The 12,441-nt window shown below is 62.0% G+C and carries 12 protein-coding genes; 1 reads left to right on the forward strand and 11 read right to left on the reverse strand.

The genetic code is table 11. From position 1 onward, the window contains the following. Positions 1–4: 4 nt before the first annotated feature. The 11 genes from AC1RRE_RS18705 to AC1RRE_RS18755 all read right to left on the reverse strand — a co-directional run bounded on the left by AC1RRE_RS18705 (position 5) and on the right by AC1RRE_RS18755 (position 11,354). Complete coding sequence (locus tag AC1RRE_RS18705) at positions 5–1,423, reverse strand: di-heme oxidoreductase family protein (protein WP_492983306.1); 1,419 nt, start codon at positions 1,421–1,423, stop codon at positions 5–7. A gap of 42 nt (positions 1,424–1,465) precedes the next feature. Beyond that, positions 1,466–2,740, reverse strand: coding sequence for an imelysin family protein (locus AC1RRE_RS18710; RefSeq protein WP_492983308.1), 1,275 nt, complete (start codon positions 2,738–2,740; stop codon positions 1,466–1,468). Positions 2,741–2,766: 26 nt separating this feature from the next. Continuing rightward, positions 2,767–3,528, reverse strand: a complete 762-nt coding sequence (locus tag AC1RRE_RS18715; RefSeq protein ID WP_492983310.1) for an energy transducer TonB family protein — start codon at positions 3,526–3,528, stop codon at positions 2,767–2,769. After that, complete coding sequence (locus AC1RRE_RS18720) at positions 3,525–3,989, reverse strand: ExbD/TolR family protein (protein WP_492983312.1); 465 nt, start codon at positions 3,987–3,989, stop codon at positions 3,525–3,527. Before AC1RRE_RS18720 ends, AC1RRE_RS18715 begins: the two co-directional genes overlap by 4 nt. Positions 3,990–4,000: 11 nt before the next feature. Continuing rightward, on the reverse strand, positions 4,001–4,681 hold the full coding sequence (locus AC1RRE_RS18725; protein ID WP_492983314.1) for a MotA/TolQ/ExbB proton channel family protein: 681 nt from the start codon (positions 4,679–4,681) through the stop codon (positions 4,001–4,003). A gap of 136 nt (positions 4,682–4,817) precedes the next feature. Beyond that, on the reverse strand, positions 4,818–5,816 hold the full coding sequence (locus AC1RRE_RS18730) for a mitochondrial fission ELM1 family protein (RefSeq protein WP_492983316.1): 999 nt from the start codon (positions 5,814–5,816) through the stop codon (positions 4,818–4,820). Beyond that, positions 5,810–6,565 carry an MBL fold metallo-hydrolase gene (locus tag AC1RRE_RS18735; protein ID WP_492983318.1) on the reverse strand — a complete coding sequence of 252 codons (756 nt, stop codon included), beginning with the start codon at positions 6,563–6,565 and terminating at the stop codon, positions 5,810–5,812. Before AC1RRE_RS18735 ends, AC1RRE_RS18730 begins: the two co-directional genes overlap by 7 nt. A gap of 7 nt (positions 6,566–6,572) precedes the next feature. Next, a complete protein-coding gene (locus AC1RRE_RS18740) occupies positions 6,573–7,382 on the reverse strand; it encodes a TatD family hydrolase (protein ID WP_492983320.1) in 810 nt (269 codons plus the stop codon). 1 nt (position 7,383) lies between these two features. Next, positions 7,384–8,940 carry a methionine--tRNA ligase gene (gene metG / locus AC1RRE_RS18745; RefSeq protein WP_492983322.1) on the reverse strand — a complete coding sequence of 519 codons (1,557 nt, stop codon included), beginning with the start codon at positions 8,938–8,940 and terminating at the stop codon, positions 7,384–7,386. A 66-nt stretch (positions 8,941–9,006) separates the two neighbouring features. Then, the gene (locus AC1RRE_RS18750) at positions 9,007–10,785 is read right to left on the reverse strand and encodes a tetratricopeptide repeat protein (RefSeq protein WP_492983324.1); all 1,779 of its coding nucleotides are present in this window, start codon (positions 10,783–10,785) and stop codon (positions 9,007–9,009) included. A gap of 20 nt (positions 10,786–10,805) precedes the next feature. Then, on the reverse strand, positions 10,806–11,354 hold the full coding sequence (locus AC1RRE_RS18755) for a hypothetical protein (RefSeq protein WP_492983326.1): 549 nt from the start codon (positions 11,352–11,354) through the stop codon (positions 10,806–10,808). A 74-nt stretch (positions 11,355–11,428) separates the two neighbouring features. Between AC1RRE_RS18755 and AC1RRE_RS18760 the strand changes: the two genes are divergently transcribed. Next, positions 11,429–12,439 carry an aspartate carbamoyltransferase catalytic subunit gene (locus AC1RRE_RS18760; protein WP_492983328.1) on the forward strand — a complete coding sequence of 337 codons (1,011 nt, stop codon included), beginning with the start codon at positions 11,429–11,431 and terminating at the stop codon, positions 12,437–12,439. Positions 12,440–12,441 lie beyond the last annotated feature (2 nt).

Below are 12,441 nucleotides of genomic sequence, written 5' to 3' on the forward strand. Positions count from 1 at the left end.
AGGATTACAGGGAACTGATAAAAGCCAGCAGATCGTCACGTTCGCTACGGTTCATCTGCAGGACGCGACGTTTTGCCGCCGCTGCTTCGCCGTCATGCCAGAGGATCGCCTCCAGCACACCGCGGGCACGACCGTCATGCAACAGGTTGTCATGGCCGCTGACTGTTCTGGTCAGACCGATGCCCCAGAGCGGCGGCGTGCGCCAGTGACGGCCGCTAGCCAGTCCTTCCGGACGATTGTCAGCCAGCCCCTCGCCCATGTCATGCAGCAACTGGTCGCTATACGGAAAAATGATCTGGCCGGAGAGTTCTGGCCGCGCAGCATTCTCCCCGGTCGTGAAGCGTTCGGCGTGGCAGCTCTCGCAGCCCGCAGCTGCAAACAGCCCCTGCCCACGCCGCACCGCCGGCTGGCCAGCCTGCCGACGCGCAGGGACAGCCAGATGCTGTGCATAGAAGACCGTGAGATCAAACATCTTTGCCGGCACCTCGACGCCCTCGCGCGGATCGTCGCCGGTTGGCAGGCGCAGGCAGTCGCGTTGCGCCGCCGTGCATTCTCCATGCGAGGCCCCGCGACGCAGCGGTGCCGACAGGCCGAGATCGTTGGCAAAGGCTTCGGCCACCTGGTCAGCGATGGTCGCCATGCCGGCCTTCCAGCCGAAGCGCCCCAGCATCACCCTGCCCTCGGCCTGACTCCAGACCTGATTGGGAGTGCCGGCGATGCCGTCACCATCGAGATCTTCGGGATCGGCACGTTTAAGGATGTCCGCTTCCGGGATCAGCTCCAGCAGGCCTAGGCCGATCAGCGGAACCGACACGCGTGGTGAAACCATGGTCTGCGGATGCAGCGGACCGTAATTGGTGTCCATGATGCGATATTGCGGTTTGCGCAGGGTGACCACGGTGCCATCGGTGAAACGCACCGGCATATCCGCATAGCTGATAGCGATGCGTCCCTCGGCCAGCAGGCCCTGAACTGAAAAAGTCTGGAGCTGCGTGCCGTAGGTTGGCTCCGGCGTCACGCCACGCTTCAGCTGAGCCAGCAGCGCATGATCGATATCACTCTGTGCCGGAATGCTGAGACGCAGAATCAGCGAGACGGGCTGTTCGCCTTTGGCCGGCGGACGGCCACGGCCGTCATTCAGGTGGCAGGACTGGCAGCTACGGGCATTGAACAGCGGCCCCAGACCGTCGGATGAGGTGGTGGAACTGGGTGACGAGGCCCAGAGCTTGCGGAAGATGCCGTCGCCGACACGGAAATCGAGCTGCCGTTCGACCGGCATGGTTGCGACAGGATGCGAAAAGGCTGCGGCATCGGCCCGCTTGCGGCTGGTCGACGCACCGCCCGGCAAGCGATCGTCAGCCGCCCGTGCGCCGGTCGCGACCAACAGGCAAAGCGCAAGGATCAGGTAACGGGGTGCAGGCATCGTCACACAACATGGTCATGCACCCCGGCGCTGCCGGAGTGATTATTTCTTGCCGACCTTGTCGGGCGCATCAAGGCTGTCGGAACCTTCAAAGGTCACCTTCAGCTTGAGTGCCGCAACCGCACGCTCCAGCGTCTTGGTCTGGTCAGTCAGGCGATCAATGGCGGCCTGGATCACAGCGTTGCCCTCGGCATTCCCGTCGGCAAGCATCTGGTCATAGGATTCCTTGGTTTCGGCGCGCTGCTTGATCGCGGCAACGGCATCCAGCGTCGCTTTCAGCTTGGCGCGCATCTCGGCATCGATGTCGGGTGCAGCGACGCGCACCAGTTGGGTCAGCGCCGGGCCTTTGATCTGCGTGCCGTTGGTACGGGTGTATTCGCCGCCATAGATCGCCAGCATGCCGACGACGTTATAGTAATGCGAATTATGCGTGTTATCCGAGAAGCAATCATGTTCTTCCTCGGGATCATGCAACAGCAACCCGAGTTTCATGCGCTCACCGGCCAGTTCGCCGTAAGACAGGCTGCCCAAACCGGTCAGCATGGCACTGATCCCGGTATCGACGCCCTTGGCGGTCAACACCTTGCGTGCAGCCGCGCCGGGTGCCCACTGCTTCACCATGAAGGCCAGATCGTCGACCAGCATCTGGGTGACGACGGTCAGATACTGACCGCGCCGGTCGCAATTGCCGTTGGTGCAGCCCTGCTTGGCATAGTCGGTCCAGGGCCGGTTGCCGGTGCCGGGACCGGTGCCGTTGAGGTCCTGGCCCCAGAGCAGGAATTCTATGGCGTGATAACCGGTAGCGACATTTGCCTCAACACCGCCGACTTCATGCAGTTTTCGCAGCAGCTTCCAGTCGATCACGCGCGCGTCCAGCGTTTTTCCACCGAACTTGATGCGCTTGTTGGCAATAACATTGGCGGTATAGGCCGGGTTCTCATCCGACTCTTCGCCATACTTGCCAGCATCTACATAGTCGATCAGGCCTTCGTCCAGTGGCCAGGCATTCACCTTGCCTTCCCATTCATCCACCACCGGATTGCCGAAGCGGAGAACTTCCGACTGCTGGTAAGGCACGCGGGAGGCAATCCAGGCCTGGCGTGCCGCCTTCATTGCTTCATCCGACGGCTTGGTGGCCAGCGCCGCCACAGCCTTTTGCAAGTTGCGGGCGGCGATCAGCGAGTCTTCATACATCGCCTGCGCGATGTCGCCATAGGTCTTGATGGCGGCGGTTTTGGCCTTGTCGGCTTCCGCCGCACCGGCAGGCACGCTGAAAAGGGCCAGCAGGATGGCAAAGGTCGCGATCAGTCGCGTCATTGGTCTTCCCCAGACTGAAAGTCAGTTCATTTCAAGAAGAACTGGATGGGCACAACCACATCCAGAGTACTTTTATTCAGGTTAGCGGGTATCGGCGGCAGCGGTGATGCCTTGGCGATCATCCGTTCGACAGCCTCGTCCAGTGCATCATAGCCTGAACTGCGCTCGATCTTGTGGCGTGTCACACGCCCCTGGTCATCGATGGTGAAGCGCAGATGAGCCACCCCTTCCATGCGGCGCAACTGGGCGCGGCGCGGATATTCCTTATGCTTCTCCAGTGTCGCCAGCAGGATCGCATAGTAGTTGGCTTCCGCATCCGGATTGGACGGCAGGCGCGGCGCAGAGATGGCTGGCGCCGGCGGCGCGACGGGTGCCGCGGCCACCTGCGGCGCAGCCTGCTCGGCAGGGGCTGCAGCCGGTGGGGTCTCCACCACCGGCTTCGGTGGTTCCTGCTTGGGCGGCTGCGGTTTGGGCGGACGGGTCACCACCGGCTTGGGTTTGGGCGGCGGTACAGGTTCGAGATCAGGCTCGGTGCTGTTCGACGTGATGATATCGGGTTCTTTTTCCGGCGGTGGAGGCGGAGGCGGTGGTGGCTGCACCATCGGCTGCGGCGTCGCTTGCACCGGTGGCGCGCTGGCCAGCAGCAACACCTCAATGCCCTGGAACTTCTCTTCGGCCATGATCGGCTTCTGGAAATAAGGCAGGCCGAAGAACAGCAGCGCGACGGCGATCAGATGCGCCGCAACCGAAATCGTCCAGGATGAGACCTTGGTGCGCATCACGCTCATTTCGCTGGTGCAGCCGCCTGCGTGGCACCTTCGGCAACCAGCGAGATCTTGCCGAAGCCGGCTTTGCCGACCAGGCTCATCAAATCCATGATCTTGCCGTATTCCAGCGTCTTGTCGCCGCGCACGTAGATGACCGTCTCCGGTTCACTGCCGCGCAGGGCTTGCAGGCGCGGAATCAAGTCGGCCTCATCCACCGGATCCTTGCGGATGAACAGTTTGCCGTCCCTGTCGATACTGACGACCAGTGGCTCGCGCGGCGGCGTTACCTTGGCGGCGGTGGTTTTGGGCAGTTGCAGCGGCACGCCGACCATCATGAGGGGCGCGGCAACCATGAAGATGATCAACAGCACCAGCATGACGTCGACGAACGGCGTCACGTTGATATCCGACATCGGCTTGTAGCCGTCGAAGCCGTCGTTGCTGTAGTCGCTGCCGCCGCTGCCGATGGGTGAAATGGCCATGGCGTTCGTCCTTACTGACCGGCCTCGGCATGCGGACGCACCACATGCGACGAACCGGAGGCGCGCGAGAACTGGCGTGCGGCCTCATTGATGGCAGTGTTGAAGCGTGCTGCGAGGCGACCGAGGTCGGTGCTGAACTTGTTGTACAGCACGACGGCCGGAATGGCGGCGACAAGGCCCAGCGCGGTGGCGAACAGCGCTTCCGCGATGCCCGGCGCAACCACGGCCAGGCTGGTGTCATTGGAGCCTGCAATAGCCGTGAAGCTGTTCATGATGCCCCAGACGGTGCCGAACAGGCCGACGAAGGGCGCGGCGGAACCGACGGTGGCGAGAAACGGCAGGCCGGGCTCAAGCTTGCGCAGCTGATGGGCCATGGCCTGACGCATGACCATTTCCAGACGCACCCGGTATTCGTAACGGCTTTCGCCCGGATCGATGCCGTCGCGCTTCTCGCGCGCCGCAGCGGCCAGGATCGATCCCTGGATGCCCTCGCCTGGCTTGGCCAGCAGGACATCGGCCTTCACAGCGGCTTCAAACGACCGGGCCGCACGGCGGGCCTTGGAAAAACTGACCAGCTTCTCAACCACGATAGCCCAGCAGGTGATCGAGCTCAGCACCAGGATCGCCATCACGATCTGCACGATCGGGTCAGCATTAAGGACCAGCGCCATGAAGGAAAGATCATGGTTCATCAGAATTACTCCGGGTTCACCGCGTCTTCGCGCGGTCTGCATCTGTGAGGCGGCCTATTAATAATGAGAACCGCTCGCAAGATAAAGGGTTTAGCGGAGGGAATGTTATATTATATCGCCAAATTGATGCAGGAATTTAGCGCCAGCCCAAGCGGGTCCGCACGTCACTGGCGATATGGTCCATGTCATCCAACCTGCGGTTTTCCCACTGCATCAGCCGCCCGTCGAACCACTGGATCAGGCCTTGGCTGAGCAGGCTCTCGAAAAAGGCGTCAAACCGCTTGGAACGCCCCGGCAGACGGGCCACCAGCACCGGCTTGCCGGTCGAGCAGGCCTCCGAAATCATCGAGACGCTGTCACAGGTCACCACGATGGTATCGGCCAGGCCAAGGAAGCCGAAATACGGGTTCGGTCCCTTCCCGTCCCACAGCGCTGCCGGCAGGCTGGCCAGACCACCACGCAGGATATTGGTCTCGCTCTCACCTGTGCGACGCGACACGCTGGTTAGCAGTCCGCAGCCGGATCGCTCGGCCATGTTGCGCAATTGCGCGACGAACTCCTGCATCCATTCATCATCGAGCGTGTAGTAGCGGTTATTGCCGCCAACCAGCACGGCGACCAGTGGTCGCGGCAGATACTGGTATTCGCGACGGATGGCTTCGGCGCCGCTGTCCAGCTTCATGCGGGTCACGCGATGCAGCGCACCTTTTGACAGCATGACGTTGGGACCTCGCACGCGATCATGCTCGGGAACAATCAGCAAATCCCAGTGCCGCGGGTCAGTCTTGGGATCCTGCACATGAATCAGCACGGTTCGGCCATGGCTGGCCTTCTTGACCGCCAATGCCCAGAGCGCCGACTTGCGGCCACAGGTAATCAGCACGTCCGGCCAGGGCTGATCTGCGAAAGCAGCGGCAGTCTCCGGTGTCGCAGCCTTCAGGCTGGCGAAAAGCGGATGCATCGGCGACCAGGTATGGGGCCAGCGATAATCCAGCTCGAAACTTTGCGGTAAAGCGAACCCGCCGCCATTGAACAGCGCCTCAGCAAGGCCGAGTGCCTGATTGGCCATGCCGACGGCGCCACGCTGCGAAACAGCCCAGATGGATTTCAGCGAGGGCGTCACCACGCTCAGCATTCGATCACCATGCCGTCATAGGCCGGTTCGACACCAGGTGGAATTTCCGAACAGAGACGATTGTAATCGAGCTCGAAATTCAGGTTGGTCAGGATCGCCCGCTGCGGCTGGAGGCGAGCGATCCATTCCAACGTCTGGGCCAGATGGCTATGCGTGGGATGCGGTTTGTAACGTAGTGCATCTACAATCCAGACCTTTACGCCGGCCAGAATCTCAAAGGCTTTGTCGTCCAGGCCAACGACATCGTTCGAATAGGCCAGATCGCCGAAGCGGAAACCCAGAGAGTGAATCTTCCCGTGGTTCTGGATGAAGGGCTGCACATCAATGGCGCCGATTGTGAATGGTCCATCGATCAGGCGCGGCTCGACAATCGGTGGGTAGCCGTCGCTGACAGCCTCGAAGCAGTAACCGAACTTTGATTTTAGCCGTTTCATCGTGAAGTCGTCAGCGTAGCCGATCACGCGTTGGCCCGACGTATAGGCCATGATCCGCAGATCATCCATGCCATGAGTCTGGTCGGCGTGGTCGTGGGTCCAGGCCACCGCCGTTACCGAGGTCAGGTTGTTGGCGAGGAACTGGCTGCGCAGATCAGGACTGGTATCGATCAGAAGCCGGGTACTGCCCTGCTCTACCACAATGGAGCCGCGGCTGCGCCGGTTCTTCGGCTCGGCCGGATCGCAGTCGCCCCAGGCGCCGTCAATACGCGGCACGCCGGTGGAAGTCCCGCAACCGAGGATGATAGCGCGCATGCTGATCTCAGGCGGCGCGGCGATCGCTGACGGCGTCGCGCGGCACCTTGTCGAACATGCGCAGGAAATTCGCTGTGGTCGTATCGGTGATTTCAGACACGCTGACGCCCTTCAGCTTGGCAAGGAAGGCAGCCGTATGCGCCACGAAGGAAGGCTCGTTCCGTTTACCGCGCAGAGGAACCGGCGCCAGATATGGTGCATCGGTTTCCACCAGCAGGTTCTGCATCGGCAGCGCCTGGGCGGAGTCCTGAACGCCTCGCGCCTTGTTGAATGTCAGGATTCCCGAAAAGGACACCATCATGTCATGCTTCACGGCCTGTTCGGCGAGTGCATGGCCGGACGAGAAGCAATGCAGCAGGCCCTTGAATTTGCCCTTGGCCATTTCGGCATCCAGGATCGCGGCGGTATCCTCATCCGCATCGCGGGTATGGATCACCACCGGCAGGCCGGTTTCCCGCGCGGCCACGATATGGGCCAGAAAGCAGGTTTTTTGGGCTTCACGATCACTGTGCTCGTAGAAGTAATCCAGGCCGGTCTCGCCGATGCCGACCACCTTGGGATGCCGGGCCAATTCGATCAGCTTCGCGGCGGCCACATCCACATGATCGTCGGCTTCATGCGGATGGATGCCGACCGTGCAATAAACATCCGGATAAGCTTCCGCTACGGCCAGCACGCGATCGAACTGATCAAGCCGTGTCGAGATCGTCAGCATCAGGCCGACGCCGGCCTGACGTGCCCGAGTGATGATGGCATCCCGCTCTTCGGCGAAATCCGGAAAGTCCAGATGGCAATGACTGTCGATCAGAAGCGCCATCTCAGGCTCCTTCTTTGGCGGCTTCCACATGACGCGGGAACACACCCTGCGGCGTGGGCAGCGGGGTACCGGCACGCAGACGGCCGGCCTCGCCCAGATGCGCGAAGCTGCGTGCGGCTTCCGATACGCCAAGCTGATCCAGCATCCTGGCCGAAGACTGCGGCATGAAGGGCTGGGCCAGGATGGCGAGCTGACGGATTGCCTCTAGCAGAGTCCACAGAACCGTCTGCATGCGGGCCGGATCGGTCTTGCGCAGCGTCCATGGCGCTTCCACGTCGATATATTTGTTGGCGGCGTCGACCAGGTCGAACCACTGCTGCATGCCGATATGGATAGCCTGCTCGTCCAGCGATGTGCGCAGCTGCTCGATCAGACTATCGGCCTGGGCAAGCAGGGCCTCGTCGGCTTCATTCAGCGGACCCGGCGTCGGCACCGAGGCATTGGTATTCTTGGCGCAGAAAGACAGCGTACGCTGCGCCAGATTGCCAAAGCCATTGGCCAGTTCCGAATTGATGCGGTTCATGATGGCGGCGCGGCGGAAATCACCATCATTGCCAAACGGCACTTCACGCATCAGGAAATAACGGGTCTGGTCGAGGCCATATTCCTCGATCAGCTGCAGCGGGTCGATTACGTTGCCAAGCGACTTGGAAATCTTCTGGCCTTCGTTGGTCCACCAGCCATGGGCGAAGACGCGCTTCTGCACGGCCAGGTCGGCAGCCATCAGGAAGGCTGGCCAGTAGACGGCATGGAAACGCAGGATGTCCTTGCCGACCATATGCACATCGGCCGGCCAGTAACGCGTATACTTCTCGCCTTCGATATTCGGGTAGCCGGCCGCCGTGATGTAGTTGGTCAGCGCATCCAGCCACACATACATGATATGGGCTTCGTCGCCGGGTACCGGAATGCCCCATTTGAAGGTGGTGCGCGATACCGATAGGTCCTTCAGGCCACCCTTCACGAAGCTGATCACTTCATTGCGGCGGCTGGTCGGCAGGATGAAGCCGGGATTGTCTTCGTAGAATTTCAGCAGGCGGTCGGTCCAAGCCGACAGCTTGAAGAAATACGACGGCTCTTCCACCCATTCGACCGGCGCGCCAGACGGCGCGAGCTTCTGGCCGTTCGGACCATCCGTCAGTTCATCTTCCTGGTAGAAGGCTTCGTCACGCACGGCATACCAGCCGGCATATTTGCCGAGATAGATATTTCCGGTGGCGACCAGTTTCTGCCACAGCGCCTGCACGGCGGTCACATGTCGCGGCTCAGTCGTGCGGATGAAGTCGTCATTGGAGAAATTCATCGTCTTGGCGAGATCGCGGAAGCTCTGGCTCACCTTGTCGCAGAAACTCTGCGGATCGGTGCCGGCGACCTCGGCCGACTTCTCCACCTTCTGCCCATGCTCGTCGGTGCCGGTCAGGAACATGACATCGAAACCGTCCAGCCGCTTAAAGCGCGCCAGCACGTCGCAGGCCAACGACGTATAGGCATGCCCGATATGCGGCTTGTCGTTCACATAGTAGATCGGTGTGGTGATGTAATAGCTTTTGCGCGTCATGGGCTTAAAGGTAGGGTCTGGGCGCGGCACATGCCAGCGGCGGGCCTTTTGCTAACACCGCAGGCGCTATTTTGCCAGCGATTCCAGCCCTCTGATGGCATTCTGCAGCGCGGTTTCGGGCCCTTCCCCGTTCTTCAGGCGTGAAATCCGCATGGAGGGATACCACGGCGTATGATCGACGCCGGCCATCAGGTAGAAAAACAGGCTTTTCCCGCGCGGCGCCAACACCTGCACCGGGCGTCCAAGTGATCCGGCGATATGCGCCGTGACATTGGAAACCGTGAAGACCGCATCCAGTGCTGCGATCTGGTCAGCCAGCGCCGTCAGGTCGTTGCGGGCATCCACGGCCGGATCATGGATGTAGCGCGTGCCGAACAGGCCACGCAGTGCGGCATGCTCATCGTCGGTGACGCCATATTGCAGGCAAACGAAGCGGCAATCCTTCATGGCCGCCAGTGGCGCCAGGTCGGCCGGCCCGAGTGACTTGGCCGCCCCCAGCGCCGGGTTTGCACTGCGCCAGGACAGCCCGATCAGGCGATCCCCGCTGTCACCGCGATACTGTTCCGCCCGTTCGGCTACGCGCGCGGCATCGGCCTGCAGCACCGGAATGCCCGGCGGCGGACCATCAGCCAGATTGCCCAGCGGCAGATGCGCATCGAAGCGACGCTGCAGAAGGTCGGGCGATGCGTCCTCGCTTTCAGCCACGAATTCCACACGCGGGAAGCGACGCTGCAATAGCGGGATCAGGCGCGGATCGGTCTCGATGGTGACTTGTGCACCGGTCTTTAGCAGGGCTGGCAGGTATTGCAGGAACAGCAGGCGGTCGCCCAGCCCCTGCTCGCCCCAGACCAGCAGCGACTTTCCAGCCAACGTGCCGCCGGGCCAGACCGGCCATGGCCAGGCACGCCGCGGCAGCGGTGGTTCGGCCTTGCGCCAGCGCCAGCGATAGGCCGGCCAACCCGTGGGGAAATTGCCGGTCGCCAGTGCGGCCAGTGCAAAGTTCCATTGTGTCTCGGGGTCTTCCGCGCGACGTGACAACGCCTCACGATAGAAATGCAATGCTGCATCAAGGTTGCTGGCGGTGTGGTGGGCGAGCGCGAGCGCCGCATAAGATTCAGGATGACCATGGCTGGCGGTCACCGCTTGTTCCAGCAACGGCAGGGCTTCCGGGATGCGCTCCAGTTCGCGCAGCGATGCACCTTTGTTGATCATGGCCGGCGGATAGTTCGGCCGCAGCGCCAGTGCACGGTCGAAACTGTGGATCGCGGCCTCATGCTCGCCCGCCATGGCGACCAGATTGCCAAGATTGTTGTGACATTCCGGTGCTTGTGGGGCCAGCTGCACCGCGCGTTCGGCAGCCTGTCGCGCGCCCGGCATATCCTTCATCGCCTGCAGGCAGGTCGCAAGATTGAGCCATGCACCGGCATGGGCCGGCTGGATGGCGAGCAGTTCCCTGTAGCCGCTTGCGGCATCGCGCCAGGCGGATGTCAGGCGCTGGACCTCTGACCACGCGAACAGGGCGTCGGCATCCTTGGGTGCCAGGCGTCGCGCGGTATCGGCAGAGTCGCGTGCCGCGGCAATATCGCCCGCTGCCAGCAGCGTTTCGGTGTAGCTGAGCCACAGGCCAAGCTGTCCTGGCGCACGGTCGATCGCATGGCGCAGCAGTGGCGGTGCCTCGGCGGCGCGACCACTTTGCACCAGCAGACGGCCCAGAAGATTATAGGCATCGAGCGTATCGGGCGCGGCGGCCAACACGGCACGATACAGGCGTTCGGCCGCCGGCAGATCGCTGCGCTTGTGCGCTTCAAGTCCGGTCTGCAACTGTTGCAGGATAGCGGCATCCATGACGCGCGCCGCTCCGGCGCTCACGTTTCGAAACGGAAGTCGGGAACGTCGATGCAGCGTTCCAGCAGCCGCTTCAGCCGGTCCAGGATTTCCTTGCAGAGTTCAGGCATCGCATCCGGCACCAGCTGCTCCGGCACGTCGGTCAGGCCATGCTGGCTGAATTCCATCAGCACGTCCTGCTGCATCAGGAAGACGGCCTGGGCAAAGAAATTGATCGCGCCGCGCTTTTCCAGCGCCAGCAGATAGGCGCCCATGGCCTTCAGCAGTGCATGGAAGGCGCGCACCTTCACGGCGGTCACTTCATACAGGATCGGCTCGCGCGTCGCCGGCGGCATATCGTCCAGCTTGCTCTCGATCACATCGCAGAAGGACAGGAATTCCTGCACACGACGGAAGCCGTCGGCGTAATCGGCGAAGGACAGCAGGGTCGCCATCTCGTACATGCGGGTCGTCACGACCTGCACCTCGGTGGCGCGACCGTTCAGCACCTGCAGGAGCCGGACCGCCTGGCTGGCGGTTGAATCCCCGGAGACCTGCTCGATCTGATTCTGACGATAATCCTGCATCATGGTCGCCAGCAGAGCATAAATTGGTTAATGGTTTCATTGCCCTTCGAGGGCGATTTCTGTATGGTGATTCGTCAATGTCAGCCAGTCGCGCCGCCTCTCCCGCCGATCAATCCGGCCCCCGGCCGTCGGCCACCTTTCCTCATCGCCATCTCCTTGGAATTGAAGGGCTTTCCGCCCAGGACATCCAGATTCTGCTGGATCATTCCGACCATTATGTCGACCTGAACCGGGCAGTCGAGAAGAAGCAGTCCTCCCTTCGGGGGCGGACCATCATCAATCTGTTCTTCGAAAACTCGACCCGGACCCGGACCTCCTTCGAGCTGGCGGGCAAGCGACTCGGCGGCGACGTCATCAACATGTCGGTGGCCACCTCCTCGGTCAAAAAGGGCGAAACCCTGATCGACACGGCCATCACCCTGAATGCCATGCACCCGGACCTGCTGGTCGTGCGGCACCAGGATTCCGGTGCGGTAGCCCTGCTGGCCCAAAAAGTCGGCTGCAGCGTCATCAACGGCGGCGACGGCAGCCATGAACACCCGACCCAGGCTTTGCTGGACGCACTGACCATCCGCCGCCGCAAGGGCCGGCTGGAGGGCCTGTCGGTCGCCATCTGCGGCGACATCCTGCACAGCCGCGTGGCGCGCTCGAATATCCATCTGCTGAACACGATGGGTGCCCGCGTGCGCCTGATCGCGCCGCCCACCCTGCTGCCGGCCTATGCCGACCGCTTGGGTGTCGAGATATTCCACGACATGCGCAAGGGCCTGACCGACGTCGACATCGTGATGATGCTGCGTCTGCAGATGGAGCGTTTCCACGGCTCCTTTGTGCCCTCCACGCGGGAATACTTCCACTTCTACGGTCTCGATCACGAGAAGCTGGCGTTTGCCAAGCCGGATGCCTTGATCATGCATCCAGGTCCGATGAACCGCGGCATCGAGATCGACACTGAAGTTGCTGACGATATTCATCGCAGCGTGATCCATGAACAGGTCGAGATGGGCGTCGCCGTCCGCATGGCCTGCCTGGAGCTGCTGGCCCAGCATCTGCCGAACTGGCGTCACAGCACGCCTGCCGGCTCGTAAAG

It is taken from the genome of Ferrovibrio sp. GW821-FHT12D07 (assembly GCF_058807275.1).

What these genes read in the sequence shown, in the direction of transcription:
- AC1RRE_RS18705 (WP_492983306.1), bottom strand. Translation starts at nt 1,423, where the DNA reads ATGCCTGCACCCCGTTACCTGATCCTTGCGCTTTGCCTGTTGGTCGCG.
- AC1RRE_RS18710 (WP_492983308.1), bottom strand. Translation starts at nt 2,740, where the DNA reads ATGACGCGACTGATCGCGACCTTTGCCATCCTGCTGGCCCTTTTCAGC.
- AC1RRE_RS18715 (WP_492983310.1), bottom strand. Translation starts at nt 3,528, where the DNA reads ATGAGCGTGATGCGCACCAAGGTCTCATCCTGGACGATTTCGGTTGCG.
- AC1RRE_RS18720 (WP_492983312.1), bottom strand. Translation starts at nt 3,989, where the DNA reads ATGGCCATTTCACCCATCGGCAGCGGCGGCAGCGACTACAGCAACGAC.
- AC1RRE_RS18725 (WP_492983314.1), bottom strand. Translation starts at nt 4,681, where the DNA reads ATGAACCATGATCTTTCCTTCATGGCGCTGGTCCTTAATGCTGACCCG.
- AC1RRE_RS18730 (WP_492983316.1), bottom strand. Translation starts at nt 5,816, where the DNA reads ATGCTGAGCGTGGTGACGCCCTCGCTGAAATCCATCTGGGCTGTTTCG.
- AC1RRE_RS18735 (WP_492983318.1), bottom strand. Translation starts at nt 6,565, where the DNA reads ATGCGCGCTATCATCCTCGGTTGCGGGACTTCCACCGGCGTGCCGCGT.
- AC1RRE_RS18740 (WP_492983320.1), bottom strand. Translation starts at nt 7,382, where the DNA reads ATGGCGCTTCTGATCGACAGTCATTGCCATCTGGACTTTCCGGATTTC.
- metG (WP_492983322.1), bottom strand. Translation starts at nt 8,940, where the DNA reads ATGACGCGCAAAAGCTATTACATCACCACACCGATCTACTATGTGAAC.
- AC1RRE_RS18750 (WP_492983324.1), bottom strand. Translation starts at nt 10,785, where the DNA reads ATGGATGCCGCTATCCTGCAACAGTTGCAGACCGGACTTGAAGCGCAC.
- AC1RRE_RS18755 (WP_492983326.1), bottom strand. Translation starts at nt 11,354, where the DNA reads ATGATGCAGGATTATCGTCAGAATCAGATCGAGCAGGTCTCCGGGGAT.
- AC1RRE_RS18760 (WP_492983328.1), top strand. Translation starts at nt 11,429, where the DNA reads ATGTCAGCCAGTCGCGCCGCCTCTCCCGCCGATCAATCCGGCCCCCGG.